Here is a 26,844-nt window from a genome sequence, read left to right as displayed (position 1 = left end):
CCGTCGAGATCGGCGAACGCCGTCCCTGTTCGCTCCTGCCGAAATTCCCGCGTGAGTGAGCTAGCTGCTCATATAGCGTGTTCGGCATGATTTTCCCCTCCCCGCGACACCTCCCTGGATCACGGCCGTGCTGAGCCGCCTGCTCCGCACGTACCTGCGGCCCTACTCCCCCGCGCTCGCGGCGGTGGTGCTGTTCCAGCTCGTCGGCACCATCGCCTCCCTGTACCTGCCGAGCCTGAACGCCGACATCATCGACCAAGGGGTGGCCACGGGCGACACCGGCTACATCCTGACCACCGGCGGCTGGATGCTGACCGTGTCCCTCGTGCAGATCGCCTGCTCGATCGCGGCGGTCTATTACGGTGCCCGGGTCGCGGCGGGGTTCGGCCGGGATGTCCGGTCGGCGGTCTTCCACCGCGTGAGCGGTTTCTCCCAGCGGGAGGTCTCCGAGTTCGGGGCTCCGTCGCTGATCACCCGCAACACCAACGACGTGCAGCAGATCCAGATGCTCGTGGTGATGACCTGCACGATGCTCGTCGCCGCTCCCATCATGGGCGTCGGCGGCATCATCATGGCCCTGCGTCAGGACGTCGGGCTGTCGTGGCTCATGCTGGTCTGCGTCCCGGTGCTGCTGGTCTCGATCGGGCTGATCGTCTTCCGCATGGTCCCGCAGTTCCGCGCCATGCAGACCCGCATCGACGTGGTGAACCAGGTGCTCCGGGAGCAGCTTTCCGGCATCCGCGTGGTGCGGGCGTTCGTCCGGGAGCGTGAGGAGACCCGCCGGTTCGCGAAGGCGAACGACGAGCTGACCGACACGGCGCTGCGCGTCGGGCGGCTGACCGCGCTCATCTTCCCCACCGTGATGCTGATCCTCAACGCCTCCAGCGTCGCCGTGCTGTGGTTCGGCGCCGCCCGGGTGGACAGCGGCGAGATGCAGGTGGGCGCCCTCACCGCGTTCCTCATGTACCTGATGCAGATCCTCATGTCGATGATGATGGCGACCTTCATCTCGATCATGATCCCGCGCGCCGCGGTCTGCGCGGAGCGCATCTCGGAGGTGCTGGACACCGAGTCGTCGGTGCGCCCGTCCGACGATCCCGTACGCCAGGTGGACCGCCGGGGCGAGCTGGAGCTGCGCGACGTCGAGTTCCGCTATCCGGGCGCGGAGGCGCCCGTGTTGTCCGGCATCTCCTTCCGCGTGGCCGCGGGACAGACCACCGCCGTCATCGGGAGCACCGGGTCCGGGAAGACGACGCTGGTCTCGCTGGTGCCCCGCCTGTTCGACGCGACGTCCGGCGCCGTGCTGATCGACGGCGCCGACGTACGCGAACTCGACCCCCAGATGCTCTGGACGCGCATCGGCCTGGTGCCGCAGAAGCCGTACCTGTTCACCGGCACCGTCGCGAGCAACCTGCGGTACGGCAACCCGGACGCCACCGACGAGGAGCTGTGGGAGGCGCTGGAGATCGCCCAGGCCCGCGACTTCGTCGAGGCGATGCCCGAGGGCCTGCAGGCCCCGATCTCCCAGGGCGGCACGAACGTGTCCGGCGGGCAGCGCCAGCGCCTGTCCATCGCCCGCGCGCTGGTCGCCAAACCCGAGATCTACCTGTTCGACGACTCGTTCTCGGCGCTCGACCTGACCACCGACGCCAGGCTGCGCGCGGCGCTGCGCCCGCACACGGCCGACGCCGCCGTGGTGATCGTCGCCCAGCGGGTCTCCACCATCGCCGACGCCGACCAGATCGTCGTCCTGGACGACGGCGTCGTCGTCGGCATCGGCACCCATGACCAACTGCTCGATACCTGCCCGACGTACGTCGAGATCGTCGAGTCCCAACTGACCGCGGGGAGTGCGGTATGAGCGACCGGCCCACGACACCGGCACGGCCCACGACACCGGCGCGGCCCGCCGGAGGCGGCGGTTTCGGGCCCTTCGGCCGCGGCCAGATGCCGGCGGAGAAGTCGATGAACTTCGGCCCCTCCGTACGGCGGCTGCTGCGCCGGTTGAGCCCGGAACGGCCGAAGATCCTGGCCGTGATCGGCCTCGCCGTGATCAGCGTGGTGTTCTCCGTCATCGGGCCGAAGCTGCTCGGCCGCGCGACGGACGTGATCTTCAGCGGTGTGATCGGCGGACGGCTGCCCGCGGGAACGACCAAGGAGCAGGCCGTGCAGGGCCTGCGCGCCTCGGGTCACGGCGACTTCGCGGACATGCTCGCGGGGATGGACGTCGTCCCCGGTCGCGGCATCGATATCGGCGCGCTGGGCACGGTCCTGGCCTGGGTGCTGGCGCTGTACGTCGCGGCGTCGCTGTTCATGTGGCTGCAGGGCCGGCTGCTCAACGACGTGACACAGCGCACGGTGTTCCGCCTCAGGGCCGACGTCGAGGACAAACTGCACCGGCTCCCGCTGAAGTTCTTCGACGGCCAGCCGCGCGGCGAGCTGCTCAGCCGGGTCACCAACGACATCGACAACGTGTCCCAGACCCTGCAGCAGACGCTGAGCCAGCTGCTGAGCTCGCTGCTCACCGTGGTCGGCGTGCTGGTCATGATGTTCGTGATCTCGCCGCTGCTCGCGGCGATCGCACTGGTGACGATCCCGGTCACGATGATCGTCACCGGGCAGATCGCCAAGCGCTCGCAGAAGCAGTTCGTCGCCCAGTGGGCGCACACGGGCACGCTGAACGCCCACATCGAGGAGGCGTTCACCGGTCACGAGCTGGTGAAGGTCTTCGGGCGGGGCCCGGAGGTCGAGCAGGTGTTCCGGGAGCGGAACGAGGCCCTGTACAAGGCGAGCTTCGGCGCCCAGTTCATCTCCGGGATCATCATGCCGACGATGATGTTCATCGGGAACCTCAACTACGTCGCCATCGCGGTCGTCGGCGCGGTACGGGTGGCAGGCGGGTCGATGAGCCTGGGCGACGTCCAGGCGTTCATCCAGTACTCCCGGCAGTTCACCCAGCCGCTGACCCAGGTCGCCTCGATGGCCAACCTCCTGCAGTCGGGGGTGGCCTCCGCCGAGCGGGTCTTCGAGCTGCTGGACGCCGAGGAGCAGGAGCCCGACCCGGCCGACCCGGTGCTGCCCGAGACCCGGCGGGGGCGCGTCGAGTTCGAGCACGTGTCCTTCAGCTACGACCCCGAGCAGCCCCTCATCGAGGACCTGTCGCTGGTGGCCGAGCCCGGGCACACGATCGCGATCGTCGGCCCGACCGGCGCGGGGAAGACCACGCTGGTCAACCTGATCATGCGCTTCTACGAGCTGGACGCGGGCCGCATCACCCTCGACGGCGTCGACATCACGGCGATGCGCCGCGAGGACCTGCGTGCCCAGATCGGCATGGTGCTCCAGGACACCTGGCTGTTCGGCGGGACGATCCGCGACAACATCGCCTACGGCAACCCCCGGGCCACCGACGAGGAGGTCCAGGCGGCCGCCCGGGCGACGTACGTGGACCGGTTCGTCCGCACCCTCCCCGACGGGTACGACACCGTGATCGACGAGGAGGGCGGCAACATCAGCGCCGGAGAGAAGCAGCTGCTGACCATCGCCCGCGCGTTCCTCGCCAACCCGTCCCTGCTCATCCTGGACGAGGCGACCAGCTCGGTCGACACCCGCACCGAGGTGTTGGTGCAGCACGCGATGGCCGCGCTGCGCAGCGACAGGACCAGCTTCGTCATCGCCCACCGGCTGTCGACCATCCGCGACGCCGACCTCATCCTGGTGATGGAGGCCGGGAGCATCGTCGAGCACGGCACCCACGACGAGCTGCTCGCCGCCCGGGGTGCCTACCACCGGCTCTATTCCTCGCAGTTCGCCGGCGCCCTGACCGGCGACGACGCATCCGCCGCCGAAGTGGGGTGACCGGCGCCGGCGCGCCTGCTCCTCATCGCCGCCCGGCCACCGGTCTCACGGCCCGGCCGGGCGGTGCGGAGAGCCGGGAGGCGGCCGCCTCGGCCGCCTCCGGGGCCCGCCGGCGCTGAAGGCGGGAGGTGACGGGTGCCGCGACGCTCACGAGCGGGCGGACAGCGTGAACTCCTTGCGCGGCTCCTCGATGGCCCCCAGCGAGATGATCTCCCGGGGGAAGAACAGCCCGAGCGTCCAGTCCATGAGAATCCGGGTCTTCTTGTTGAAGGTCGGCATCCGCGTCAGGTGATAGGTGCGGTGCATCAACCAGGCGGGGAAGCCGCGAAGCTCCCGGCCATAGATCTGCGCGACTCCCTTGTAGAGTCCCAGGCTCGCCACCGACCCCGCGTACTTGTGCCGGTAGGGCCGCTGGGCCTCCCCCCGCAGTACCCCCAGCAGGTTGTCGGCCAGCGTCTTGGCCTGCCGTACGGCGTGCTGGGCGTTGGGCGGGCAGAACTCCCCCGGCCGGGTCAGGTCGGGGACGGCGGCGGAGTCGCCCGCGGCGAAGGCGAAGTCGGTGCCGTGCACGCGCAGGCAGGGGTCGACCCTGATCCTGCCCTTCTTGTCCAGGGGCAGGTCGCCCGCGCCGACCAGCGGGTTGGGCTTGACGCCGGCCGTCCAGACGAGGGTGTCGGCGCCGAACTCCTCGCCGTCGCTCAGCACGACGCGGCCGTCCTCCGCGGACTTCAGCCGCGTGCCCATGCGGACCTCGATGCCCCGCTCGCGCAGCTGGAGGGCCGTCCACTTGCCCATGTCGGGGCCCACCTCGGGCAGGATGCGGTCGGTGGCCTCGACCAGGATCCAGCGCATGTCCTCACGGCGCAGCCCGGCGAAGTACTTGAGCGCGCCCGCCGCCATGTCCTCCAGCTCGGCCAGGGCCTCCACGCCGGCGTAGCCGCCGCCGACGAAGACGAAGGTGAGGGCCTTGCGGCGGACCTCCTGGTCCGGCGTGGACGCGGCGATGTCGAGGCGGCCGAGCACGTGGTTGCGCAGGGCGATGGCCTCTTCGATGGTCTTGAAGCCGATGCCGTGCTCGGCCAGGCCGGGCACCGGCAGGAGCCGTGAGATCGAGCCCGGCGCGACGACGAGGTAGTCGTAGTCGATGGTGAGGTCGGGCCCCTCGTGCGGGGTGAACTCCGCCTTGCGGTCGCCGAGCCGCACCTGGGTGATCCGGCCGCTGAGGATCTGGCACCTGTTCAGCACCCGCCTGAGCGGGACGACGACGTGCCGCGCCTCGATGTTGCCCGCGGCCGCCTCCGGGAGGAAGGGCTGGTAGGTCATGTAGGAGTCGAGGTCGGCGACGGTCACGAGCGCCTCGCCGCGGCGGAGCCTGCGCTGCAGGCGGAGTGCTGTGTACATGCCGACGTATCCGCCGCCGACGATCAGAATCCGTGGGACAGCCATGGCTGTCCCCTACCCCTAGTCCAGGAGGAAACGCATCGTCACCGTGGTCCCTGCGGGACCGGTGGTGACGTGGAGGTCGTTGCTCAGCATGCGCGTGACCCACAGCCCCATGCCGCTGGTCGCGTTCTCCGGAGGCGGGTCGTGGCCCGGCTCGCCCTCGAGACGCCATTGCCTGCCGTCGTCGTGCACGGCGACCACCAGGGCCGCCCCATCGCGCCAGATGCCCAGCCGTGCCTTGGTCGACCCGTGGGTGACCGCGTTGGTGGCGACCTCGTTGAGCGCGACGAGGAAGTCGCCGATCGCGCCCTCCCTCATGCCGCGACGCAGCGCCTCGGCGGCGGCGAACTCCCGCAGATCGGGCAGATCGGCTAAGGAGAAGGCACGCTCCCTTGCCGCTCTGGTGACGTGCGCGGGAACGCCGTCATCTTTCACCCGGTACACGCCTCCCGCCGGAATCTGGCCGTCTCAGGATCTATGGGCTATGGGCAGGACGAAGATACCCCGGGACACCGCCTTGGCACAGACGGTGTCCCGGGCATCGCCGCATCCTCTCATCCCGCGACGAGCTCCGCCCGGAGCTGGTCGAGGGTCTTGCGGAGGATCCGTGAGACGTGCATCTGCGATATGCCGAACTCCGCCGCGATCTCGGCCTGCGTCATGTTGCCGTAGAAGCGCAGCAGGAGGATGTTCTTCTCCCGCTCGGGGAGAAGGTCGATGAGAGGCTTCAGCGCCTCGGTGTCCACCAGGGTGTCGAGCGCGTCGTCCTCTTCGGGGATCACGTCGCCGAGCGCGGCGGCGTCGTCGTCGGCGCCGATCGGCGCGTCGAGGGAGAGCGTGCTGTACGCCGCGGAGGCGTCCATGGTGAGGAGCATGTCCTCCTCGGACAGCCCCATCTTCTTGGCGAGCTCCGCGACGGTGGGGAACCGGCCCAGCTCCTGCGTCATGTCGGCGACGTGCCGGTTGAGCTCGGCCCGGCGCTCCTGGTAGAGGCGGGGCACCCGGACGGCCCAGGTGCGGTCGCGGAAGTGCCGCTTGACCTCGCCCGTCATGGTGACCATGGCGTACCCGCGGAAGCTGTGGCCCAGGGTGGGGTCGAAGCCGTTAATGGCCTTCATGAGGCCGACGTACGCGGCCTGCAGGAGGTCCTCCATCGGCTCGCCACGGTTGAGGTACCGCCGGGCGATGTCCCTCGCCATCGGGCGGTGCATTTCTACGATCTTCTCACGGAGGCGTTCCCGCCGCTCCTCGGACTGTCCGTCCTCGGCCAGCTCGGCCAGGAGTTCTTCGGCGGTCGGATTGCTGGCGGTCTCTACACGGACCTCGGCAGCCATCTGCGCAGTCCCCTCGTATTTTCTCGCGAGGGCGCCTACGCGCTGGGATGACCACGCAGAAGGCACGCCTCGCTACAGTATCGAGACGAGGCCCTCTGCTGGACCTCTGCTTCAGTATATTGCCGCAAAATCAGGAGTATCACCACCCCTTCGGCACCAGTAATGTTGCCGCAGAGGAGGCGCGAGGTGTCTAACAACGGGCTGCTGTCCCTGACGTCCAGCATGGCAGGGGACATCGTGGTGATCCATGTGAACGGCGTCCTGGACGCCACGACTCGTGAGCAGTTCTCGGACTACCTGGACGCCGCGGCCGACGACCACGGCCCCGGCATGGTCCTCGACCTGGGCGGCGTGACCTTCATGGACTCCCGGGCGCTGGGCCTGATCGTGCACCACTGGCAGCGCTCGACCACAGCCGGCGGCAAATTCGCACTGGTCTCCGTGCAATACCCGAACTCCAAGGTGATGTGGGTCACCGGCCTGTCGGAGCGGCTGCCCCTGTTCGACACCCTCGACGAGGCCCTGGCCGCGTTCGCCGCCTGAGCCCGCCGCGCCCCCGCCGCCGGTCGCCGCATCTCGGCTGCCGCCGCCCGCGGCGTACGGCCCCGCTCAGGCCGGGGCGGCTCCCCCGTGCTTCTGCTGGTGCTCGGTCACCAGGAGCTTGGCCAGGTCGGCCACCTTCACCTGGTGGTGCTGCGACACCCGCCTGAGCTCCTCGAACGCCTCCTCGGCCGAGCAGCCGCTCTTCGACATGATGATGCCCTTGGCCTGGTCGATCACCGACCGGCCCGCCAGGGCCTCCTGCATCTGCGCCGCGCCGGTCAGGACGTCGTCGAACTCCCAGATGTTGGCCAGCGCCACGGTGATCTGCTCGCGCAGCAGGGCCATGAGCGGGCCGCCGGAGCTGAACACGCCGGGGCGCACGCCGTACAGGCCGATGATCACGACGGCGCCTTCCACCGCGATCGGCACGACGAGGACCGAGCGCACCCCGTGCCGTACGGCGGTGGCGGCGTAGCGGGACCAGCGGGACTCGCGCATGACGTCGGGGATCGCCATCGGGCGGCCGGTGGACAGCGCCTCCCTCGACGGGCCCTCGCGCAGGTCGCGTTCGCGGTCGATGAGCACGGTGAGCTCGCTGTGGGAGGCGGCGAGCAGCACCCGCTCCTCCATCCACAACTCGGCCGTTCCGCCGGCGCAGCCGGGGACGCCACGGGCGACCGCCTCGGTGATGCCGCGCAGAACGCTCTCGGCCGACGTGCCCTCGGTCACACGGCCCAGCGCCGCGAGGTCACGCGCGAGAATGGATGTCGTCTCCATGGTAGAAAGACCATTCCCATAGTTTTCGGGTTAATCCAGGCTGGATCGATTAGACCCGGGGTTTGGCGTAGCGTCTACGTCGAGAGAGGGGGGCAGCTTGCCCGACACCGCCGAGCTCGAGCGCGCGTTGAGCGGGCTCGCCGACCGCATCGCCACCCTACGGGAAGATCCCGATCCGGGTGCGATGCTACGGGAGCTGGACGCCGCAGAGGAACTGGTCCGCAAGTCCCTGAGCGAGCTGGCGCGCAGCCGCAGGCGCAGGGACGGCGGCAGCCAGCGCGAGCAGAAGCTGCTGCGCCAGGTGTTCCGCGCGCTGCCGATCCCCGTGGTCATCATGGACACGGGCGGCACGGTGCGCCGTATCAACAACGAGACCACGCGCCTGCTCGGCAGCCCCGCCGGCTACCTCATCGGCCGCGCCTTCCCCCTGCTCGTCGACGTGGCCGCCCGCGCGGCGTTCCGGCAGCGCTTCGCCGCCATCCTCCGCGGCGACGACAGCGCCTCGTTCCAGACCAGGCTGGCCCACCAGGGCCGCGCCCACACCGTACGGCTGGTGCTGAGCCGCCTGCGCATGCCGGGCGAGCCGCAGGAGATGATCGCGGGGGTCGTGCTGCCCACCGAGGTCCAGCTGCCCGAGCCGGCCGTACAGGGGGCCGTGCCCGACGACGCGGCGGTCCTGGCGGCGGCGAGGCGGCACGAGCTGCTGTCGCGGCTGACCGGGCTGCTGCTCGACGAGGAGAGCCTGCGCGAGCCCGTCGCCCTGCTGCGGGCGGCCCGCCTGCTGGCCGCGGAGACGGCCGACTGGGTGATCGCGGACGTCGCCAGGGGCGACGGCCTGGTCCGGTCGGTCGTCATCGGCCCGAGCGACCAGCCGGTCGGGCGGCTGCAGCGGGCGGTCGAGGAGGCCTCGCCGGCGCTCGCGCCGGTCGTGGACCAGGTGATGACCACGCAGAGCGGCGTCGTCCACGAGATGCTGACCGACGACTCGCTGCTCGGCGGCGACGTGCTCCAGTCGATGCGCGCGGGCTCGCTGCTCAGCGTGCCGATCCGCGCCGACGGCGAGGCGCGGGGCGTGCTCACGCTGGTGCGGCTGCGCGACCGCCCGCCGTTCGGCCTGGCCGACCTGGGCCTGATGGAGGAGATCGGCCTGCACATCGGCCTGGCGATGCGGGCCCAGCAGGGCTTCCAGCGCCGGGCCCAGGCCGCCGACACCCTGCAGACCGGCGTGCTTCCCCGGACGCTCCCCGAGATCCCCGGCTTCGAGATCGCCGCCGCCTACCACCCCGGCTCCGGCATGCGCGCCATCGGCGGCGAGTTCTACGACGTGTTCCCCGTCAAGAACGGATGGGGCTTCGTGATCGGCAGCGCGGCCGGACGCGGCGAGGAGGCGGCCGCCGTCACCGCCATGGTCCGCAACGGCCTGCGCGTGCTGAGCGTATGGGAGGACGACCCGGGGCAGGCCCTGCGCAAGGTCAGCGACGCCCTCGTCGCGCAGAACACGGGCCTGTTCGTGATGGCCGCCGCGGGCTTCGTACGGGGCCGCAAGGTGCGGCTCGCCTCCGCGGGGCACCATCCGGCGGCGCTGATCCAGCCGGGCGGCGGCGTCCGGTTCTCCGAGGGCGGCGGCGTCCCCCTGGGCTTCGAGGAGGGCTCGGTCCCCGCGACGGAGGAGCTCACGCTGTCGGCCGGGGAGACGCTCGTCCTCTACAGCGACGGCCTGGTGGGCTCGCAGAGCCCCGCCGGGGACAACTACGGCGAGCAGCGGCTCACCGAGGCTCTCGCCCGCTGCGCCGGGCAGCCTCCGGGCGCGGTCGTCAAGGCCATCGAGGAGGACCACCGGGCCTTCTGCGGCAGCCACGCGGTCGACGAGATCACCGTCCTCACGCTGCGCCGATCCCGCTGACGGGATGTGCCCGCGCCACGCCGAGGCGGCGGACCGGGATGGATGCGACGCGGCCCCGGGGCGGCCTACGTCCGCCCCGTCAGGTCCGCGGCCACCTGCGCATACGGCAGGAGCGGGCGGCCGCCGTGTCAGGGCACGGACGGCCACGTCGCGATTGCGGGAGTGCGCGTGATTTTTCCCGATTAGGCGTTTAGCGCGAATCAGAGTAAGGTAAACATCATCTACATCGATCGTGCCTAGGACGCAGGCACACCCTTTCAGACGCCTTCATGTCTCGAGGTGTGCCATGGATATCGCGATCGTCACCGCGCACGAACTGACTCCCGACACTCCCGCCATCGCCCGTGAGCTGGGGCGGGGCCACCGGGTCACCGTCTACACCCGCTCGATGGTCAAGGGGGACGGCGTCGAGCACGTGCCCGCCGGACCCGACATGGAGCTGTCGGAAAGCGACCTCCTCCCCTACATCTCGGACTTCAGCGACGGCCTGCGGCGCAGGTGGCGGGAGCACCGCCCGGACATCATCCACGCCTACTCGTGGTCCAGCGGCCTGGCCGCCATCGCCGGGTCCGAGGGCCTGGGCGTGCCGGTCACCCAGACCTTCCACAGTCACTACGACGACACCCGGAGCGCCGCGCCGGTGCGGCGGCTGGAGTGCGCGATCGGGCGCCGGGCCAGGGCGGTGATCGCCGCCTGCGCCGACGAGGAGTCCGAGCTGATCCGGATGGGCGTGCCGCGCCGCAACATCTCGGTGGTCCCGCACGGCGTGGACATCGAGCGCTTCCGCCGCCAGGGCCCCGCCTTCCCGAGGGGCGAGCGGCCTCGCCTCCTCCACGTGGGGCACGTGGGCGCCGACTGGGCCGTGCACGCCCTGCGGGCCGTACCGGAGGCCGAGCTCGTGATCGCCGGCGGCGACGACCAGAGCGTCGAGCGGCTGCGCGCCCTCGCCGGGGAGCACGGCGTGGCGGACCGCGTGGAGATGCTCGGCATGGTCCCGCACACCGCGATGCCCAAGCTCATGCGCAGCGCCGACCTCGTGCTGTCGCTGCCGCCGACCGTCCCCACGGGCACGGCCGCGCTGGAGGCCATGGCCTGCGGCATCCCGGTCATCGCCTCGGCCACCGGGGCGCACCTCGACTCGGTGGTGGACGGCGTGACCGGATTCCTGACCCGGCCCGACCGCCCGCTGGAGATCGCCCACCGGATCCGCCGCCTGCTCGGCGACGCCACGCTGCGCACGGCCATCGGCTACGCGGCCGCCGACCGCGCCCGTTCCCGCTATTCGGTCGAGCGAATCAGCATGGAACTGCTCCGCGTTTACGAGAAGACGTGCGCGTAAAAGGCAAGAGATATTACCGGATTTAGGCCGTTATCCGAGTGAAATGATGTGATTAACTCGGCTCATGTCATCTCATGGGCCTGGTTTAGCGGTGGCGGCGGCGATGCTCATCGCCGCCGCCACGGCCTGTTCGAGCGGGGACTCCGCGAAGGTGTTCAACGCCGGAGGCGAGTCCACCGCACAGGGACCGGCGTCCTCCCCCGGTTCGTCCGGCGCGCGGCCGGGCAACGCGAACGCGGCGGGACTGAGCGCGACGCGGACCGCAACCGCGGCCGCCGCACCCGCAGGCGAGGACCGGAATGGCGAGAAGGTCGCGGGCACGACCGGCGACACCACGATCGCGGAGAAGATCGGCGACCTCCCCGCGGCCCCGTCGCCGCGTCCCTCCCCCAGCCTGTCCCCCCTCCCGTCTCCCGGCCTTTCGCCCGGCCCGCGAGCGACACCCGCGCCCGCGACGGGAACCGGGACCGAGCCGCCGATGCAGCTCGCACAGCCCGCGCGCACCGCGGACCGGCCGGTCGTGGTGAACGCCATCGAACCGGAGGACGTGCCCCGGGCGGAGCGCTCGCCCGCCACTGCGACCCCCGCGGGCGCGACCGGGGCCGCACGGCAGTCTTCCCCGCCCCCGAACACGCCCCCGAACACGCCCCCGATTACGCCGCCGAGTACGCCCCTGAATGCGTCGCGGGGTACGCCCGCGAACACGCCGTCCCGCACGCCGGCGTCCCGTACGCCGGCGCCCCGTACGTCCGGCGCCTCCGCGGCCGGCTGGGGCGAGCCGGCCCTGACCGAGGACTTCGGCGGGCAGACGCTGCGCCTCACCGCGGGCGGCGGCGGCATGGACTTGTCCGGCACGTCGCTCCAGCGGTACGGCCGCTGGGAGGTCCGTTTGCGGGCCGAGGGGGGCGCCCTTCCCGTCGCGCTGCTTCAGTCTCCCCGGTCAGGCGCCGCCCAGTACGGCGGCTCGCGCCGCGGCGGCTCCCGATACGACCAATCACGGCGCGGCCAATCACGGCTCGGCCAATCCCCGTACGACGGCTCGCTTTACGACGACTCCCAGTACGACGACTCGGAGTACGGCGAACCGCGGTACGGCGACTCGTGGCGCGACGGCTCGGAATACGCCGGCCCGCAGGACAACGTCCCGGCATCCACGCGGTTCGCGGAGACCGGCGGCGGGAAGACGGGCGCGGAATCCGAGGACGCGGCGATCGGAGTGGCGGGGATCGCGGGCGGGCGCGCGGAGCTCTCCGTCCGGCAGGGCCGGGAACTGGCCAGGGCCGAGTTGGGGGCCGACCTCACCCAGTGGCACACGGTCGCCGTCGACTGGCTGCCCGGCCGGGTGACCTTCTGGCTGGACGGCAGGCAGGTGTGGAACTACACGGGCCCGTACGTCCCCCGGTCCCCGCTGGGCCTGGTGCTGCGCAACGACGCCTCCGGCGGCACGGTGTACGTCGACTCGGTGCGGATCTACCGGGCTCCGCAGCGGTAGCCTTCCCGGATGATCTCGGATGCGTGATGGAGACGCGGGGCGGGTGTGAGCGAACGGCACGGCACGGCAGGGGAACCCCCAGTCGATCCAACGGCGGACTCCGCGGCGGATTCCAGCGCCGAACCCGCGGCGGAGGCGGTCCGGGCGGGCGACGAGGCCGTGTTCGGCGCGCTCGCCGCCCGTCACCGGCACGAGCTGCGGGTGCACTGCTACCGGATGCTCGGGTCGTTCACCGACGCCGAGGACCTGGTGCAGGAGACGCTGCTGCGGGCCTGGCGGGCACGGGAGAGCTTCGAGGGACGCTCGACGTTCCGGGCGTGGCTGTACCGGATCGCCACGAACGCCTGCCTGGACGCTCTGTCCGGCCCGGCCCGCGCCCGCGAGGTGGTGGCGGCGGACGTATCGGAGGGCCCGGGGCGTCCGGCATCGGCCGACGTCCCCTGGCTCCAGCCCTATCCGGACGACCTGCTTGATCTGGCGGCGCCGGACGAGGGCGGGCCGGATGCGGTGGCCATAGCCAGGGAGACCGTCGAGCTGGCGTTCCTTGCGGCGATCCAGCACCTCCCGCCGCGACAGCGGGCCGTGCTGATCCTGCGCGACGTCGTCGGCCGGCCGGTGGCCGAGACCGCCGAGGCGCTGGAGATGAGCGTCGCCTCGGTCAAGAGCGCGTTGCAGCGCGCCCGCGCGACGCTGCGCGGGCGGCTGCCCAGGCGGCGGGCGGACTGGGCCGCGGCCACCCGGCCCAGCCGCGACGAGCTCGACCTGCTGGAGCGCTACGTCACCGCCTCCAGAAGCGCCGACCTGACGGCGCTGGCGGCGCTGCTGCGCGAGGACGTCCTGCAGGCCATGCCGCCCGCCGCCCTGGTGTACGACGGGCGGGCGGCCGTGCTCGACATGTGGCGTCCGGTCCTGGAGGGCGAGGAGCGCTGGGGCGAGTGGCACTGCGTCCCGCTCGCGGTGAACCGGCAGCCCGCGGTGGCGAACTACGTGCGGCGGCCCGGCGAGACCTCCTACACCGCGGTCAACATCGACGTGTTGTGCGCCGAGGACGGCCTCATCACGGAGATCACCACTTTCGGCCCCGAGCTGCTGCCCCTGTTCGGCCTGCCGCTCTCGGTCGGCCCTGCCATCCCCGAACGGGCCGTTACCGGATCGTGATGCGAGATGGCCGCGCGGGCCGATTCCCTTTCCCGGCCCGCGCCGTCGTACGAGCGCTATCGCAGAACGCCACTGACGGAGAAGGGGAACACCATGCCGGACATCATCGAGACGACGCAGCCGGACGAGCAGGTCAGAGCGCTGGACCGGCTGGTCGGCTCATGGCGCGTGACCGGCGGCGCGGAGGGCACGGTCACCTACCGCTGGATGGAGGGGGGATTCTTCCTCATCCAGGACATCCGAATGGAGCAGGACGGCCAGCCGATCACCGGCATCGAGGTCATCGGCCGTGAGAGGTCCTACGGGGCCGACAAGCCGAGTGAGGACATCAAGTCGCGCTACTACGGCAGCGGGGGCGACACCCTCGACTACGTCTACGAACTCGACGGCGACACGCTGACCATCTGGTTCGGTGAGAAGGGGTCTCCGGCGTATTTCCGGGGCACCTTCACCGCCGACGGCGACGCCATGACCGGCCGCTGGAACTACCCGGGCGGCGGGGGCTACGAGTCGAACATGACCCGGATCGGGTAGCCCGTCACGAGTGGGTGGGGAGCAGGGCCGCCGCCTTCAGCGACAGGTGGAGCAGCAGGCGGTCCTCCCCGTCGGCGAGGTCGAGCCCGGTGAGGCGCCCCGCCTTGCCCAGGCGGTAGTACAGCGTCTGCCGGTGCACGCCCAGCACCGCCGCCGTCTCCTGGACCTGCCCGGCGTGGTCGAGGTAGGTCTCCACGCTCGCCGAGATCCCGGGCGTGAGGGCGGCCGACTCCGCGGCGAGGTCGGCCAGCTCGCGCGGGGACAGCCGGGCCAGCAGCCGGTAGACGCCGAGCGTGCTCCAGTCGGCCACCGGGGCGTGCCGCTCGACGTGCTCGGCCACCCGCAGCGCCGACAGCGCCTCCCGCCAGCTCTGCCACGCCTCCCCCGGGTCGTCGCGCGGGCCCCCGACCCCGGCGGCCAGGCCGTACAGGTTGTGCAGGAGGCGCGCGACGTGCGCGGCCTGCGCGGCCGGCGCCAGCACCGCGAGCAGCGGCGCGTCCACGGCCGTGTCGGTCACGTCCGGGTCGGCCAGCACGCCGCGCGGCAGCGTGCGCGGTGGCCCGGAGACCACCGCGGGCGTCCGCACGGCCACCGCCGCCACCGGTCCCTCGACGTCCACCCGGACGGTGGCGCGGACCGCGGGGTCGGCCGAGAAGAACTGGCGCAGCGGGGCGTGCCGGCCGCGGGCCTGCGTGGCCAGCAGCGCGGCCGCCCGGCCGACCAGCGGCGCGACGGCGGCCAGCCGCTCGTCGGTGAGCGCCCCGGATTCGAGCGCCCACAGGTAGCCGTAGGTCACCCCGTCGTGCCGCAGCGGCACGCATACTCGGCCGAGCAGGCCGGGCAGCCCGGGGATCCGCACCGGGCCCGTCGCGGTCGCGATGCCGTACGCCTCGAAGTGGGCCCGCACCTCGTCGGACGCGTGCCTGCGCAGGATCGACTCCTGCCGCACGCGGTCGATGTCCCCGCTCTGCGCGCCGTACGCCAGCAGGTTGAACGAGCGGTCCTCCAGCGTCACGGAGGCGTCGAGCAGCCGGGAGATCTCATCGACGATGTCTTGCATGCTGACATTCTTGTACATTTGTCGAAAAATGCTGTGGCGGATGTCCGTGGAACTTCTGTGACGTGCGGATTTAGCCTGAGGCCATGCTCGGTTCCCTGCTTCTCGCGGGCTCACGCAGCCCGCTCGCCCGCCGGGCCGTGTCGGGGCTCCCGCTCACGCGCAAGGTCGTCGACCGCTTCGTGGCCGGAGAGTCCACCACGGACGTCGTCGCCGCGACGCGCCGCCTGACCGGCTCGGGGCTGTCCGTCACCATCGACCATCTGGGCGAGGAGGTCCGGGACCCCGGCACCGCCGTCGCCGCCGCCAAGGCGTACGTCTCGCTGCTCGAGGAGCTGCGGCCGCTCGGCCTCGGCGACCGGGCCGAGGTGTCGGTCAAGCTGTCGGCCGTCGGCCAGGCCCTCGACCCGGGCATGGCCCTGGAGAACGCGCGGCAGATCTGCGCGGCGGCGCGGGAGTGCGGCTCCACCGTCACCCTGGACATGGAGGACCACACCACCGTCGACGCGACCCTCGGCGTGCTGCGCGCGCTGCGGGAGGACTTCCCGGAGACGGGCGTGGCGATCCAGGCCTACCTGTTCCGCAGCGAGGCCGACTGCCGCGACCTCGCGGGGTCGCGGGTGCGGCTGGTCAAGGGCGCCTACGCCGAGCCCGCCTCGGTGGCCTGGCAGAGCAAGGCCGAGGTCGACCGCGCGTACGTGCGGTGCCTGCGGGAGCTCATGTCGGGCACGGGCTATCCCATGGTCGCCACGCACGACGACCGGCTGATCGCGATCGCCGAGTCGCTCGCGGTGAGCGCCGGGCGCGGCACCGGCGACTACGAGTTCCAGATGCTCTACGGCATCCGGGCCGACAGGCAGGCGGCGCTGGCCGCGGCCGGGTCCCGGGTGCGGGTCTACGTCCCCTACGGCGACGACTGGTACGGCTACTTCATGCGCCGGCTCGCCGAGCGCCCGGCCAACGTCGCCTTCTTCCTTCGCGCTCTGAGGGGTAAATGATGGATGCGATCACCGACGTCCCGGTGCCGGCGAACGAGCCGGTGCACGCGTACGGACCGGGCAGCGCCGAGCGCGCGGTCCTGGAGACCCGGATCAAGGAGCTGTCCGGGACGTCCCTCGACCTGACGATGACGATCGGCGGCGAGCGGCGCATGGGCGGCGGCGCGCCGATCGACGTCGTGCAGCCGCACAACCACGCCGCCGTGCTCGGCCGTACGGCCGATGCCACCTCCGCCGACGTGCGGGCGGCGGTCGACGCGGCGCTGGAGGCCGCGCCGCGCTGGCGGGCTCTGCCGTTCGAGGAGCGCGCCGCCGTGTTCCTCAGGGCCGCCGAACTGCTCAGCGGCCCGTGGCGGGCCACGCTCAACGCGGCCACCATCCTCGGCCAGTCGAAGTCGGCGCAGCAGGCCGAGATCGACGCCGCGTGCGAGCTGATCGACTTCTTCCGGTTCAACGTCGCCTACGCCCGGCGGCTCCTCGCCGAGCAGCCGCAGTCGTCGCCGGGCGTGTGGAACCGCATGGAGTTCCGCCCGCTGGAGGGCTTCGTCCTGGCGATCACGCCGTTCAACTTCACCTCCATCGCGGCCAACCTGCCGGCGGCGGCGGCGCTGATGGGCAACGTCGTGGTGTGGAAGCCGTCGCCGACGCAGCAGTTCTCGGCGCACTTCACCATGCGGCTGCTGGAGGCGGCCGGGCTGCCGCCCGGCGTGATCAACATGGTCACCGGCAACGGCGGCGCCGTCTCCGAGGTGGCGCTGCCCCACCCCGAGCTGGCCGGGATCCACTTCACCGGCTCGACGGCCACGTTCCAGCACCTGTGGCGCGCCGTCGGGGAGAACATCGCGGGCTACCGGGGCTACCCGCGGCTCGTCGGCGAGACCGGCGGCAAGGACTTCATCCTGGCCCACCCGTCCGCCGAGGCCGGGATGCTGTCGACCGCGCTGCTGCGGGGCGCGTTCGAATACCAGGGCCAGAAGTGCTCGGCGGCCTCCCGGGCGTACGTGCCGCGCTCGCTGTGGAGCCGGATGCGCGACGACTTCGTCTCGGCGGCCGAGTCGCTCACCGTGGGCGACGTGTCGGGCGACCTGTCCACGTTCATGGGCGCGGTGATCGACGCGCGGGCCTTCGCCAAGCACAGGGAGGCGATCGACCGGGCGCGTTCGGCGGACTCGATCGAGGTGCTCACCGGCTCCTACGACGACTCGACCGGCTACTTCGTGCGGCCGACCGTGCTGGAGTGCGCCGACCCCGCCGACGAGGTCTTCGTGAAGGAGTACTTCGGCCCGATCCTCGCCGTCCACGTCTACGACGACGCCGCGTACGACACCGTGCTGGACCAGATGGAGAGCGTCTCGCCGTACGCGCTGACCGGGTCGATCATCGCGCAGGACCGGTACGCGATCGACGACGCCACCGAGCGGCTGCGCTTCGCGGCGGGCAACTTCTACGTCAACGACAAGCCGACCGGCGCGGTCGTCGGGCAGCAGCCGTTCGGCGGGGCCCGCGCCTCGGGCACCAACGACAAGGCCGGCTCGATCTTCAACCTGATCCGCTGGGTCAACGCCCGCACGATCAAGGAGACCTTCGTGCCCCCGGTCGTGAGCGGGCCGTACAAGGGCGACGTGCCGCAGGGCGGCTGGCAGCAGCCCGAGCTCGGCGACCTCGGCTACTGACGGATCGCGATGCCCTCGGACCCCTGGTGGGCTCCCGAGGGCATCGCCACCGCGATCCGCGCCGCGACACGTGGGTCGTCCTCGCCGAGCAGCGTGAACGGCTGAGCGTCGAGGACGAGCACCGTCGTGGGTAAGGATGCTTCCCCGCGTTTCAGTCCTCGGTGGGGACGGCCATCTCGCCGAGGAGGGACCAGTCGTCCTGCGGGACCGTGACGTTCACGATCCTCGGGGTCTCGGCGAGGTGGGGCGGCAGCGTCCGCCGGGCCGTCTGGAAGTGCTCCGACCCGACGTGCGCCGCTCCGGCCTCGTCGTCGCGGAACGCCTCGACCAGGACGTACTCGGCCGGGTCGTCGAGGCTGCGCGACCAGTCGAACCACAGGCAGCCCGGCTCGGCGCGGGTCGCCTCGGTGAACTCGCGGGTGATCTCCGGCCACCGGTCGGCGTGCTGCGGCAGCACCCGGAACTTCGCGGTGATGAAAATCATCTGGCGTCTCCTCGTGTGATCGCGGGCAGGACCACATTCTCCAGCACCGCCGCCGGCGCGGCGTCCTGCCCGGGTCCGTTGTAGTCGCCGGCGGTGACGGCCACCACGAGGTCGAGATCGGGCAGCAGGAACAGCCGCTGGCCGCCGTTGCCGATCGCCGTCGCCCGCGCCCCCGGGCCGGCGTACCACATGTAGCCGTAGGAGACGCCCTCCCAGGCGGGCACCCGCGGGCGCAGCATCTCCCCGATCCAGCCGGGGGCGACCTCCCGGCCGAGCACGGCCTGCCCGATCCGGACGAGGCCGCGCGGCGTCAGGCGCAGGCCCGAGGCGGCCAGGGCCCTGCCGTCCGAGCCCGCCGACCACTCGAAGGCCCCGACGCCGAGCGGCTCGAACAGCGCGGTGCGGGCGAACTCCTGAAGGCGCAGGCCCGTGCCCTTCTCCACGATCGCGCCGACGAGGGCCGCGGCGCCGCCGCTGTAGCGCCACCGCTCGCCCGGCTCCTCCACGAACGGGCGTTCCAGCACGTAGCGGCAGCGGTCCGGCGCCAGGTCCATGGCGATCTCGCTGTTCGCCGGGCTGGTGTAGGGCGCGCTCTCGTCCCACTCCAGGCCCATCGTCATCGTCAGCGCGTGCCCGACCGTCAGCCCGGCCCTGCGGGGATCGGCGGCCAGATCGGCGTACTCGGGAAAGGCCGACAGGAGCGGCTCGCCGGGGTCCGGCACCAGGCCGGACTCCAGCGCCATGCCGTACAGCAGCGCCACCAGGCTCTTGGTGACCGAGCGCAGGTCGTGCAGCGTGTCCGGCCCGAAGTCCACGTGGCCGAGCGGCGTGTTCAGCACGTGGTCCTCGCCGCCGCCGTACCACTCGAGGACGACGCTGCCGTGCCGGGCCACCACGACGCCGTGCAGGGCCGTAGCCCCGCCCCGACCTACGAAGACGTCCAGCAGGTGGTGCAGGTCCGATGCGAACCCCGCCTCATCCGGGGCCTTCTCGGGGGCCTTCTCCGGGGGGATCAACCGCATGCCGTTTCCTCCACTCGCTCGGGGATTGGAGCCTCGCATAATTCACCGGCGATAGACGACGGGCAAAGGGGGTACCGCATCCGAAAGACGCCTCCGAGCGAGCCGAGGTCGACATGCGCGCGATACTGGCGGCTCTATGCGTCGCGGCCGCGGCCGTCACCGCCGCCTGCGGCGACATCAAGCAGGACTACTACACCCAGACGATGCCCCAGAACGAGGGGGCGAACGTGAACCTGCCCGGTCTGCTGCTCCGCAACGCCTTCATCATCGGCTCGCAGCAGCCCGCCGCGCCGGGGACGGACATGCCGATGTACATGATGCTGCTCAACGAGAGCGGCGCCGCCGATCGCCTGCTGTCGGTGGACACCGGGGGCCTGTTCCGGGAGGCCCGGCTGCCCGCCGGCGGCCTGGAGATCCCCGGCGGGAGGTATGTCGGCGGGACGGCCCTTCCCCAGGTGCTGCTCGCCGGCCTCACCCGCCCGCTGGGCAGCGGTGGCACGATCCCCGTGACGTTCCGGTTCCAGAACGCGGGGACGGCCAGGGTCGACGTGCCGATCCTGCCGCCAGGAACGTGGCGGAGCACCTACTCCCCCTGGCCGGGCACGTCGCCGAGCCCGTCGCCGGCCGTCTCGCCCAGCCCGTCGCCTGCTCTTTCACCCGGCTCCTCGCCGCCCGTCTCGCCGAGCCCGTCACCCGCCGGGAGCTGACCCGTCCCGGATCCCGGGGTTCGCGGCGATGATCTCCTCGGCGACCGCGCGCAGGCGGGGCAGGTACGCGGTCAACTCGCTCGCCCTGCGCCGCAGGGTGTCCGGCGACCCGGCGCCCAGGTCGGCCGCCAGGTCCGCGAACCCGGCCGGGTGTCCCGTCTCCCCCGGCGCGTCCGCGGCGAGGATCTTCAGGCAGCGGGCGTACGTCGCGGCGATCCAGAAGACGGCCTCGCGGTGCAGTCCCCGCGCGACGAGGTCGGCGCTGCCGTCCACCGCCACCGGCCGGGCCGCCTCGGCGACGTCGGCGGAGAAGGGGAACGGCGTGCGGGCCGCGGCCGCCGCCGCGTCGAAGGCCCTCGTCATCGCGGCGAGGTGGGCGGTGACCCGCTCACGGGTCAGCTGCGCGCAGCCGAGCAGGCCGAGCAGTTCCTCGTAGACGTCCATCCGGTCGTACGCCCGCAGGAGCTCGCGGACGGCCGGGTAGCGCAGCCGTACGGTGGGGTTGCGCAGCCCCGCTGTGAGGAGCACGTGGGTCGTGATGCCGGCGGGGAACAGCCAGGCGGTGACCTGGTCGTGGAACGGCGCGCGGGAGTCGAGCGCCGCGAGCCCGCCGGTGATGCGGCGTTCGGCGTCCTCGCACCGCAGGCGGACCCAGCGCCTTTCGGCGAAGCCCGCCGCGACGGCGGCCTGGAGCCTGGCCAGCCGCCCGGTGGGGTCGGAGATCACGGTGTCGGTGCGGAAGGCGCCGGCCAGGTGACAGGAGGCCAGCACGTCGCGCGGCGAGGCGAGCACGTCCCAGGACACGTACGTGACCTCGACGAGCACGCCCTCCCAGGGGATCTTGCCGAGCTTGGGCGGGCCCACGGGGTCGGTGACCACGACCGCCACGTCGACGTCCGACGTGGGCGGCAGCACCGCCCCGGGATCGGCCCAGGCCGCTGACCCGGTCAGGAACGCCCCGGCGAAGTTCGCGGCGGAGGCGGCCTCGCGGGCCACCCAGCGGGCCGCCGCGGCCCGCGCGTCCCGCACCCGTGTCACCGATGTCGTCATCCCTCCATCGTGGCGCGGCCGGCGGGGATCTTGAGCACGACGACGGCGATGTCGTCGCGGGGCAGCCCGGACTGGAAGGCGACGGCCTCGTTCACGACCGCCTCGGCGATCCCTGCCGCCCCCATGGCGCGGGAGTCGCCGAGCAGGCGCCGCAGCCGATCCTCGCCGTAGAGTTCCTCGCCCCTGCGCGCCTCGACGACGCCGTCGGTGTAGAAGAGGACCGCGTCGCCGGGGGCGAGGTCGACGTCGACGTCGGTCAGCCTGACCCTGGGCAGCAGGCCGAGGACGTTGCCCGGACGCCCGATCTCGCCGACCGTGTCCCCGCCGGCCCGCAGCGGGTGCGGGTGACCGGCCAGGGAGACGGTGAGCCTGAAGTGCTCGCCGGCGGGCACGAGCCGGCCGTACACGGCCGTCACGAACCGGCCCGCCCGCTCACGCAGCAGGGTCCGGTTGAGCGCGGACAGCACCGCCGAAGGGCTGGGCTCCCGGATCGGCGCGGCCCGCGGCGTGTAGCGGGCCAGGCTGGTGACGACGGCGGCCTCCACGCCCTTGCCGCACACGTCGCCGAGGGCGAGCGCCCAGCCGCCGGCGGTCTCGTACATGTCGTAGAAGTCGCCGCCCACCACGTCGCCGCGCCCGGCGGGCCGGAACGCCCCGGCGACCTGGAGCCCCGGGATGTCGGGCAGGGCCGGGGGGATGAAGCTGCGCTGCAGGGTGCGGGCCAGCTCGCGCGCCTCCGCCTCCGACCGTTCGGCGCGCTGGCGGGCGCGCAGCAGCTCACGCTCGTACTCCCGCCGGTCCGTCACGGCGAACAGACAGAAGCGGATGACGCCCGGCTCGTCCCGCATCACGGCGTTGAGCAGCACCGGAAGCCGCGTGCCGTCGGCGCGGCGCACGTCGACCGCGATCTCGCGGACGACCGACTGCATCGCGAGCAGCGGGGCGAAGTGGGTCTCGTAGAAGATGCGGTCGCCGACGGCCAGCAGGTTCTGGATCCGCATGCCGCCGGTCAGCTCACCGGGGCCGTACCCGGTGAGCTCCAGCAGCGTGCCGTTGACCCGGACGATCGTCCCGTCGGGCAGCGTGGACAGGTATCCGCAGGGCGCGTGTTCGTAGAGCTCCTCGAAGTCGTCCTCGACTCCGTCCACCTACAGGAACGCCTTGATCGCGGAGATGGTCTCCTCGGGCGCGCTCAGGTTGGGGCAGTGCCCGGTCGCCCGCATCAGCACCAGTTCGCTGCCGGGGATGTTCTTGTGCACGTACATGCCGACCTCGACCGGGGCGATCACGTCCTCGGAGCACTGCAGGATCAGGCAGCGAGCCGGCACCCGCGACAGGTCGGCCCGGTTGTCCGACATGAACGTCACCGTCGCGAACCGCTTGGCGATGTCCGGGTCGGTGCGGCAGAAGCTGTTGGTCAGCTCGGTCCCCAGCTCGGGCCGCTCCGGGTTGCCCATGATCACCGGAGCCATGGCGCTGGACCAGCCGAGGTAGTTGCTGTCGAGCGACTCCAGCAGTTCCTCGATGTCGGTCGCGCTGAAGCCGCCGACGTAGTCCTCGTCGTCGATGTAGCGGGGCGAGGGCCCGACCATCACCAGCGCCCCGAAGCGCGCCGGCTCCCTGATGGCCGCCAGCGCGCCGATCATCGCGCTCACCGAGTGGCCGACGAAGACCGCGTCGGTCAGGTCGAGCTCGGCGCAGATGTCCAGGACGTCCTGCGCGTACCCCTGGAGGGAGGAGTACCGCTCGGGCGAGTAGGCCGACAGGTCGGAGTCGCCGGAGCCCACGTAGTCGAACAGGACGACCCGGTAGTCGTCCTCGAACGCGGGAGCGACCAGCCGCCACATGTTCTGGTCGCATCCGAACCCGTGGGCGAAGACCATCGGGCGGCCGTCCGCCCGGCCGGTGACCCGTACGTTGTTCCGCACCTTCACACTCATGACGCGCAAGCGTACAAAGCATTCGCAATCACGCGTGAGTTCGGGGGCGACCGTGTACGCCGCACGGCCGGGGGTAGGCGGCGGGAGTCCCTAGTCCCCCTGGAGGCGTCATGGACACCCATCCCACGAGGACCACCACGCGTACGCCCGTGCGGATGGCCGCACTGGTCGTGGGCGCCCCGGCAGGGTGTGACCCGGGCTCCCTCCGCGTGGCCGGTCCCCCGGCCGCGCGTACCGCACACGAAGGAGAGGAGAAGGTATGACGACCGCTCGCGACATCATGACCCCCAGGGCCGAGTGCGTGAACGCGGACGAGACCGTCCTCGACGCCGCGCAGAAGATGGCGCGCCTCGGCGTGGGCTCGCTGCCGATCTGCGGCACCGACGACCGGCTCAAGGGCGTGCTGACCGACCGCGACATCGTCGTGAAGGTGCTGGCCCAGGGCAAGGACCCCAGGTCGTGCCAGGCCGGCGAGCTCGCCCAGGGCGAGGCCGTCACGATCGGCGCCGACGACGACGCGGCCGAGATCCTGAGCACGATGGCCACGCACAAGGTCCGCCGCCTGCCCGTCGTCGACGGCCACGAGCTGGTGGGCATCGTCGCGCTGGCGGACGTGGCCCGCGCCCTGCCCGACCGTCCCGTGGGCGACCTCGTCGACGCGATCAGCACAGACTGACATTCGTCCGTCGCCGAACGGCAGGCGGTCGCCGGAGCCCCGGCCCTTCCCTCCCGGCCGGGGCTTCGCGGCGTAACGGCCCTGTTTGATCTGGACCGAGGGGGTATGGCGGCACTTGCGTGCTTCGTCCCGGCGGGACTCGCCGGAGCCGGAGCCGCCGCGGCCGGGAGCGGGGCGCGGGACCTGCGCCCCGAGGCCCGCCGGTTGGACCCGTCCACGACCGAGGCGCCGGAAGGGGTAGCGATGACCGACGACACCACGGCGGGCACGCCGGAACGCTTCGCGTTCGACTTCGACTCCCGGTTCGCCCCCCCTGCTGTCCGTCCTGGGCATCCGCCCGGACACCGCCGGGGTCCTGGCCGGCCCCGGCACGCTGCGGGTCCGCTTCGGGCCCTGGGTGATCGAGACCCCGCTGGCCAACGTCTGCGGCGTGGAGACGACCGGCCCCTACTCGCCGTGGCGGGTGATCGGGGTCCACGTGTCGCTCGCCGACCGCGGCCTGACGTTCGCCACCAACGCCCGCAAAGGGCTGTGCGTGCGGTTCCACGAGCCGATCCGGGGCGGCGAGCCGCTCGGGCTGCTGCGCCACCCCGGCCTGACCGTGACGGTCGCCGACCCCGCGGGACTCGCCGGGAAGCTGTCCCGGCGTCTGTAGAAGCTCCTGGAGGAGGATCCTTGATCCGGCAACTCGTACGCGGCGCGGCCGCCGGAGCGCTGTCCACCCTCGCGATGAGCGCGGTGATGCTCGCCGGGCAGAAAAGCGGCCTGATGCCGGGCCAGCCGCCCAAGCACATCGTGAGGGCGGCCCTGCCTGGCCACCGGCAACGGCCCAAACCCGGCGAACGCGTCCTCGGCGCCGCAGCGCACCTCGGATTCGGCGCCACCAGCGGCGCGGCGTTCGCGCTGCTCACCCGCGGGCGCGGGAGCGGCGTTCCCCTCGGTGTGGGCTACGCCCTGCTGATCTGGCTCGGCGCCTACGAGGGCTGGGTGCCCGCACTGAACATCCTGCCGCCCGCCTCGCGCGACCCCGCACGCGGACGCCCGGTCGTCATGGCCGCGGCGCACGTGGTGTACGGCGCGACGCTGGCGCTCGCGGTGCGCGCCATGCGCGGGGCGGACGGACGACACGAGAAGGAGGAGAGATGACGACGACGGAACGGCCGCTGGCCCTCGTGACCGGCGCCTCCAGCGGCATCGGGTACGAGCTCGCCAGGCAGTTCGCCCAGCACGGCTTCGACGTGGTGGTCACGGCGGAGGACGCGGAGCTCGACACCGCCGCCGAGTCGCTGAAGGAGTACGGCGGCCAGGTCATGCCGGTGCGCGCCGACCTCACCCGCTACGACGAGGTCGAGCGGCTGTGGACCGCGACCGTCGCGGCCGGGCGACCCCTCGACGCCGTGGCGGTCAACGCGGGCGTCGGCGTCGGCGGCGCCTTCGCCCGCGAGACCTCGCTGGAGGCCGAGCTCACGCTCATCGACCTCAACGTCACGTCCTCGGTGCACCTGACGAAGCGCGCCGTCGCCGCCATGGCCGGCCGCGGCAAGGGAAAGATCCTGTTCACGTCGTCGGTCGCCGCGCTCACGCCCGGGCCGTTCGAGGCCGTGTACGCCGCGAGCAAGGCGTTCCTCCACTCGTTCGCCGAGGCTCTACGAAACGAGCTGAAGGACTCCGGCGTCACCGTCACCTCGCTCCTGCCGGGCCCGACGGACACCGAGTTCTTCGAGCGGGCCGGCATGGAGGACACGCGCGTGGGCTCGGGCAAGAAGGACGACCCGGCCGAGGTCGCCCGGCAGGGCTTCGACGCGCTGATGAAGGGCGACGACAAGGTCGTCGCCGGGTCCTTCGTGAACAAGGTCCAGGGCGTGGCCGGCCGGGTCACCCCGGACACGGCCAAGGCCGCCATGCACCGCCGCATGGCCGAACCCGGCAAGGGCGGCACGTCCGGAAACGACGGATAGGCGCGTCCCTTCCTGTCCACGATGCCGCGGCGGGGAGGCCGCTCAGGAGGTGACGGCTTTCGCGGAGTTCCACAGGACCCCGCGGTTGAGCCGGTCGGGGTAGAGGGCGACGACAGCCTCGTACAGGTCGGCGTGGCTGTCGGTCTTCTCCACCGCGGCCGTGAAGTCCTCGATGTACCGGCGGGTCCTGGCGATGTCGTCGGGGCTGTCGGGATCGCCGTCGCGCTTGTGGCCGGAGACGACGGCGCTGGGCCGGAGGCTCTCGATGGTGTCCAGGGCGTCGAGCCACCGCCGATGGCCGCCGCCCTTCGACTCGGCCATGTAGAGATGGACGTCGCCGTACACGGCGTCGCCCGCCACGACCAGCCCGATGGACGGGACGTGCAGTGCGCTGGTGCCGTCGGTGTCGGTGTGCCCCAGCTCGATCGCGCGAAGCCGCTCTCCTTCCAGCTCGATGAGGCCGTCGCCGGTCAGCGGTCGCGCGGCCACCCGCCGATCCGCGATCTGGCCGGGGAAGCGCGGGGCCCAGAACCCGTCGAACCAGCGCGGCCCCCATTGGGCGCCCATCTGCGCGGCCACGACCGGCGTGGCGACGAGCGCGGCGTCCGGGAAGCGCTCGAGTATCGCGGCGGCGCCGAAGAAGTGGTCGCCGTGCGCGTGCGTGACGAAGACGGTGGTCACGTTCTTGCCGGTTGCCACCACCCAGTCGGCCAGGGCACGCGACTCGTCAATGGTCATGAGCGGGTCCACCAGGACCGCGTCGTTCGCGCCGTGGATGAGGGTCGACGCGGTCGGCGACCACATCCGCCGTGCCTCACCGGGGGGCAGGTCGTCGGAGACCACGAACTTCGAGGGTGCGACATACACGGAATAGTCCAGGCGTGCCATGGGGCGTGTC

At 72.0% G+C, this 26,844-nt stretch carries 27 protein-coding genes; 15 read left to right on the top strand and 12 right to left on the bottom strand.

Going from position 1 to position 26,844, the window contains the following annotated elements; all coding sequences use genetic code 11:
* The first annotated feature begins 127 nt into the window (after positions 1 to 127).
* Both ACIBK1_RS32425 and ACIBK1_RS32420 read left to right on the top strand, forming a co-directional pair.
* Positions 128 to 1,861 carry an ABC transporter ATP-binding protein gene (locus ACIBK1_RS32425; RefSeq protein ID WP_030509497.1) on the top strand — a complete coding sequence of 578 codons (1,734 nt, stop codon included), beginning with the start codon at positions 128 to 130 and terminating at the stop codon, positions 1,859 to 1,861.
* On the top strand, positions 1,858 to 3,858 hold the full coding sequence (locus ACIBK1_RS32420) for an ABC transporter ATP-binding protein (protein WP_030509498.1): 2,001 nt from the start codon (positions 1,858 to 1,860) through the stop codon (positions 3,856 to 3,858). Before ACIBK1_RS32425 ends, ACIBK1_RS32420 begins: the two co-directional genes overlap by 4 nt.
* Positions 3,859 to 4,005: 147 nt before the next feature.
* Here ACIBK1_RS32420 and ACIBK1_RS32415 read toward each other — a convergent pair whose 3' ends face one another.
* The 3 genes from ACIBK1_RS32415 to ACIBK1_RS32405 form a co-directional block, all read right to left on the bottom strand.
* A complete protein-coding gene (locus ACIBK1_RS32415) occupies positions 4,006 to 5,304 on the bottom strand; it encodes an NAD(P)/FAD-dependent oxidoreductase (RefSeq protein ID WP_030509499.1) in 1,299 nt (432 codons plus the stop codon).
* 15 nt (positions 5,305 to 5,319) lie between these two features.
* The gene (locus ACIBK1_RS32410; RefSeq protein ID WP_197042727.1) at positions 5,320 to 5,736 is read right to left on the bottom strand and encodes an ATP-binding protein; all 417 of its coding nucleotides are present in this window, start codon (positions 5,734 to 5,736) and stop codon (positions 5,320 to 5,322) included.
* A 119-nt stretch (positions 5,737 to 5,855) separates the two neighbouring features.
* Entirely contained in the window at positions 5,856 to 6,635 is a 780-nt protein-coding gene (locus ACIBK1_RS32405; protein WP_030509501.1) for a SigB/SigF/SigG family RNA polymerase sigma factor, read from the bottom strand.
* A gap of 186 nt (positions 6,636 to 6,821) precedes the next feature.
* Here ACIBK1_RS32405 and ACIBK1_RS32400 point away from each other — a divergent pair, with 186 nt between their 5' ends.
* Entirely contained in the window at positions 6,822 to 7,178 is a 357-nt protein-coding gene (locus tag ACIBK1_RS32400) for an STAS domain-containing protein (RefSeq protein WP_231513984.1), read from the top strand.
* Positions 7,179 to 7,244: 66 nt separating this feature from the next.
* Here the strand turns inward: ACIBK1_RS32400 and ACIBK1_RS32395 are convergent, their stop codons facing one another.
* Positions 7,245 to 7,955: a GAF and ANTAR domain-containing protein gene (locus ACIBK1_RS32395; RefSeq protein ID WP_030509503.1), complete on the bottom strand. Its 711-nt coding sequence runs from the start codon at positions 7,953 to 7,955 to the stop codon at positions 7,245 to 7,247.
* Positions 7,956 to 8,052: 97 nt separating this feature from the next.
* On the opposite strand from ACIBK1_RS32395, the gene ACIBK1_RS32390 reads away from it, so the two are divergent.
* The 5 genes from ACIBK1_RS32390 to ACIBK1_RS32370 all read left to right on the top strand — a co-directional run bounded on the left by ACIBK1_RS32390 (position 8,053) and on the right by ACIBK1_RS32370 (position 14,381).
* Positions 8,053 to 9,858 carry a SpoIIE family protein phosphatase gene (locus ACIBK1_RS32390; RefSeq protein ID WP_396739531.1) on the top strand — a complete coding sequence of 602 codons (1,806 nt, stop codon included), beginning with the start codon at positions 8,053 to 8,055 and terminating at the stop codon, positions 9,856 to 9,858.
* A gap of 286 nt (positions 9,859 to 10,144) precedes the next feature.
* The gene (locus tag ACIBK1_RS32385) at positions 10,145 to 11,197 is read left to right on the top strand and encodes a glycosyltransferase (RefSeq protein ID WP_030509505.1); all 1,053 of its coding nucleotides are present in this window, start codon (positions 10,145 to 10,147) and stop codon (positions 11,195 to 11,197) included.
* A gap of 91 nt (positions 11,198 to 11,288) precedes the next feature.
* Positions 11,289 to 12,689, top strand: a complete 1,401-nt coding sequence (locus ACIBK1_RS32380; RefSeq protein WP_396739529.1) for a hypothetical protein — start codon at positions 11,289 to 11,291, stop codon at positions 12,687 to 12,689.
* 45 nt (positions 12,690 to 12,734) lie between these two features.
* Positions 12,735 to 13,847 (top strand): RNA polymerase subunit sigma-70, encoded by a 1,113-nt coding sequence (locus ACIBK1_RS32375; RefSeq protein ID WP_396739527.1) that lies wholly within the window; start codon positions 12,735 to 12,737, stop codon positions 13,845 to 13,847.
* A 93-nt stretch (positions 13,848 to 13,940) separates the two neighbouring features.
* Positions 13,941 to 14,381 carry a hypothetical protein gene (locus ACIBK1_RS32370; RefSeq protein ID WP_030509508.1) on the top strand — a complete coding sequence of 147 codons (441 nt, stop codon included), beginning with the start codon at positions 13,941 to 13,943 and terminating at the stop codon, positions 14,379 to 14,381.
* 4 nt (positions 14,382 to 14,385) lie between these two features.
* Here ACIBK1_RS32370 and ACIBK1_RS32365 read toward each other — a convergent pair whose 3' ends face one another.
* Positions 14,386 to 15,441, bottom strand: coding sequence for a PucR family transcriptional regulator (locus ACIBK1_RS32365; RefSeq protein WP_396739525.1), 1,056 nt, complete (start codon positions 15,439 to 15,441; stop codon positions 14,386 to 14,388).
* Between the two features lie 83 nt (positions 15,442 to 15,524).
* Here ACIBK1_RS32365 and ACIBK1_RS32360 point away from each other — a divergent pair, with 83 nt between their 5' ends.
* On the top strand, positions 15,525 to 16,436 hold the full coding sequence (locus tag ACIBK1_RS32360) for a proline dehydrogenase family protein (RefSeq protein WP_076440426.1): 912 nt from the start codon (positions 15,525 to 15,527) through the stop codon (positions 16,434 to 16,436).
* The gene (gene pruA / locus ACIBK1_RS32355) at positions 16,436 to 18,109 is read left to right on the top strand and encodes an L-glutamate gamma-semialdehyde dehydrogenase (protein WP_396739523.1); all 1,674 of its coding nucleotides are present in this window, start codon (positions 16,436 to 16,438) and stop codon (positions 18,107 to 18,109) included. The genes ACIBK1_RS32360 and pruA overlap by 1 nt, the downstream gene beginning before the upstream one ends.
* Here the strand turns inward: pruA and ACIBK1_RS32350 are convergent.
* From ACIBK1_RS32350 to ACIBK1_RS32340, 3 genes are read right to left on the bottom strand one after another with little or no spacing between them, the layout of a single operon-like run.
* Positions 18,103 to 18,231, bottom strand: a complete 129-nt coding sequence (locus ACIBK1_RS32350) for a hypothetical protein (RefSeq protein WP_357319832.1) — start codon at positions 18,229 to 18,231, stop codon at positions 18,103 to 18,105. The genes pruA and ACIBK1_RS32350 overlap by 7 nt on opposite strands.
* A 29-nt stretch (positions 18,232 to 18,260) precedes the next feature.
* Positions 18,261 to 18,593 carry a putative quinol monooxygenase gene (locus ACIBK1_RS32345; protein WP_076440430.1) on the bottom strand — a complete coding sequence of 111 codons (333 nt, stop codon included), beginning with the start codon at positions 18,591 to 18,593 and terminating at the stop codon, positions 18,261 to 18,263.
* The gene (locus tag ACIBK1_RS32340; protein WP_396739520.1) at positions 18,590 to 19,615 is read right to left on the bottom strand and encodes a serine hydrolase domain-containing protein; all 1,026 of its coding nucleotides are present in this window, start codon (positions 19,613 to 19,615) and stop codon (positions 18,590 to 18,592) included. Before ACIBK1_RS32340 ends, ACIBK1_RS32345 begins: the two co-directional genes overlap by 4 nt.
* Positions 19,616 to 19,728: 113 nt before the next feature.
* On the opposite strand from ACIBK1_RS32340, the gene ACIBK1_RS32335 reads away from it, so the two are divergent.
* Positions 19,729 to 20,322 carry a copper chaperone PCu(A)C gene (locus tag ACIBK1_RS32335; RefSeq protein ID WP_076440432.1) on the top strand — a complete coding sequence of 198 codons (594 nt, stop codon included), beginning with the start codon at positions 19,729 to 19,731 and terminating at the stop codon, positions 20,320 to 20,322.
* Here the strand turns inward: ACIBK1_RS32335 and ACIBK1_RS32330 are convergent.
* Genes ACIBK1_RS32330 through ACIBK1_RS32320 form a run of 3 tightly spaced genes read right to left on the bottom strand, consistent with a single transcriptional unit; the run spans position 20,305 to position 23,312 of the window.
* Positions 20,305 to 21,372, bottom strand: coding sequence for a hypothetical protein (locus ACIBK1_RS32330; RefSeq protein ID WP_396739518.1), 1,068 nt, complete (start codon positions 21,370 to 21,372; stop codon positions 20,305 to 20,307). The genes ACIBK1_RS32335 and ACIBK1_RS32330 overlap by 18 nt on opposite strands.
* The gene (locus ACIBK1_RS32325) at positions 21,369 to 22,520 is read right to left on the bottom strand and encodes a PP2C family protein-serine/threonine phosphatase (RefSeq protein ID WP_396739516.1); all 1,152 of its coding nucleotides are present in this window, start codon (positions 22,518 to 22,520) and stop codon (positions 21,369 to 21,371) included. Before ACIBK1_RS32325 ends, ACIBK1_RS32330 begins: the two co-directional genes overlap by 4 nt.
* Complete coding sequence (locus tag ACIBK1_RS32320) at positions 22,521 to 23,312, bottom strand: alpha/beta fold hydrolase (RefSeq protein WP_030509517.1); 792 nt, start codon at positions 23,310 to 23,312, stop codon at positions 22,521 to 22,523.
* Between the two features lie 259 nt (positions 23,313 to 23,571).
* Here ACIBK1_RS32320 and ACIBK1_RS32315 point away from each other — a divergent pair, with 259 nt between their 5' ends.
* From ACIBK1_RS32315 to ACIBK1_RS32300, 4 genes are all read left to right on the top strand, one after another.
* On the top strand, positions 23,572 to 23,988 hold the full coding sequence (locus tag ACIBK1_RS32315; protein WP_030509518.1) for a CBS domain-containing protein: 417 nt from the start codon (positions 23,572 to 23,574) through the stop codon (positions 23,986 to 23,988).
* A 397-nt stretch (positions 23,989 to 24,385) separates the two neighbouring features.
* Positions 24,386 to 24,643, top strand: coding sequence for a hypothetical protein (locus ACIBK1_RS32310; RefSeq protein ID WP_396739513.1), 258 nt, complete (start codon positions 24,386 to 24,388; stop codon positions 24,641 to 24,643).
* Between the two features lie 20 nt (positions 24,644 to 24,663).
* Complete coding sequence (locus ACIBK1_RS32305) at positions 24,664 to 25,134, top strand: DUF6789 family protein (RefSeq protein ID WP_030509520.1); 471 nt, start codon at positions 24,664 to 24,666, stop codon at positions 25,132 to 25,134.
* Entirely contained in the window at positions 25,131 to 25,946 is an 816-nt protein-coding gene (locus ACIBK1_RS32300) for an SDR family NAD(P)-dependent oxidoreductase (RefSeq protein ID WP_396739511.1), read from the top strand. Before ACIBK1_RS32305 ends, ACIBK1_RS32300 begins: the two co-directional genes overlap by 4 nt.
* Positions 25,947 to 25,988: 42 nt before the next feature.
* Here the strand turns inward: ACIBK1_RS32300 and ACIBK1_RS32295 are convergent, their stop codons facing one another.
* The gene (locus tag ACIBK1_RS32295) at positions 25,989 to 26,834 is read right to left on the bottom strand and encodes an MBL fold metallo-hydrolase (protein ID WP_030509522.1); all 846 of its coding nucleotides are present in this window, start codon (positions 26,832 to 26,834) and stop codon (positions 25,989 to 25,991) included.
* Between the last annotated feature and the right edge of the window lie 10 nt (positions 26,835 to 26,844).

The organism is Microbispora rosea (assembly GCF_044460045.1).
Lineage (GTDB): Bacteria > Actinomycetota > Actinomycetes > Streptosporangiales > Streptosporangiaceae > Microbispora > Microbispora rosea.
The sequence above is the reverse complement of the archived record's forward strand: the minus strand, read 5'-3'. Positions and strand labels throughout refer to the sequence as shown.

Excerpts from the sequence above, each read along its gene's own strand:
- ACIBK1_RS32420 (WP_030509498.1), top strand. The coding sequence starts at position 1,858 with ATGAGCGACCGGCCCACGACACCGGCACGGCCCACGACACCGGCGCGG.
- ACIBK1_RS32415 (WP_030509499.1), bottom strand. The coding sequence starts at position 5,304 with ATGGCTGTCCCACGGATTCTGATCGTCGGCGGCGGATACGTCGGCATG.
- ACIBK1_RS32405 (WP_030509501.1), bottom strand. The coding sequence starts at position 6,635 with ATGGCTGCCGAGGTCCGTGTAGAGACCGCCAGCAATCCGACCGCCGAA.
- ACIBK1_RS32395 (WP_030509503.1), bottom strand. The coding sequence starts at position 7,955 with ATGGAGACGACATCCATTCTCGCGCGTGACCTCGCGGCGCTGGGCCGT.
- ACIBK1_RS32385 (WP_030509505.1), top strand. The coding sequence starts at position 10,145 with ATGGATATCGCGATCGTCACCGCGCACGAACTGACTCCCGACACTCCC.
- ACIBK1_RS32370 (WP_030509508.1), top strand. The coding sequence starts at position 13,941 with ATGCCGGACATCATCGAGACGACGCAGCCGGACGAGCAGGTCAGAGCG.
- ACIBK1_RS32365 (WP_396739525.1), bottom strand. The coding sequence starts at position 15,441 with ATGCAAGACATCGTCGATGAGATCTCCCGGCTGCTCGACGCCTCCGTG.
- ACIBK1_RS32360 (WP_076440426.1), top strand. The coding sequence starts at position 15,525 with ATGCTCGGTTCCCTGCTTCTCGCGGGCTCACGCAGCCCGCTCGCCCGC.
- pruA (WP_396739523.1), top strand. The coding sequence starts at position 16,436 with ATGGATGCGATCACCGACGTCCCGGTGCCGGCGAACGAGCCGGTGCAC.
- ACIBK1_RS32345 (WP_076440430.1), bottom strand. The coding sequence starts at position 18,593 with ATGATTTTCATCACCGCGAAGTTCCGGGTGCTGCCGCAGCACGCCGAC.
- ACIBK1_RS32340 (WP_396739520.1), bottom strand. The coding sequence starts at position 19,615 with ATGCGGTTGATCCCCCCGGAGAAGGCCCCCGAGAAGGCCCCGGATGAG.
- ACIBK1_RS32335 (WP_076440432.1), top strand. The coding sequence starts at position 19,729 with ATGCGCGCGATACTGGCGGCTCTATGCGTCGCGGCCGCGGCCGTCACC.
- ACIBK1_RS32330 (WP_396739518.1), bottom strand. The coding sequence starts at position 21,372 with ATGACGACATCGGTGACACGGGTGCGGGACGCGCGGGCCGCGGCGGCC.
- ACIBK1_RS32320 (WP_030509517.1), bottom strand. The coding sequence starts at position 23,312 with ATGAGTGTGAAGGTGCGGAACAACGTACGGGTCACCGGCCGGGCGGAC.
- ACIBK1_RS32315 (WP_030509518.1), top strand. The coding sequence starts at position 23,572 with ATGACGACCGCTCGCGACATCATGACCCCCAGGGCCGAGTGCGTGAAC.
- ACIBK1_RS32300 (WP_396739511.1), top strand. The coding sequence starts at position 25,131 with ATGACGACGACGGAACGGCCGCTGGCCCTCGTGACCGGCGCCTCCAGC.
- ACIBK1_RS32295 (WP_030509522.1), bottom strand. The coding sequence starts at position 26,834 with ATGGCACGCCTGGACTATTCCGTGTATGTCGCACCCTCGAAGTTCGTG.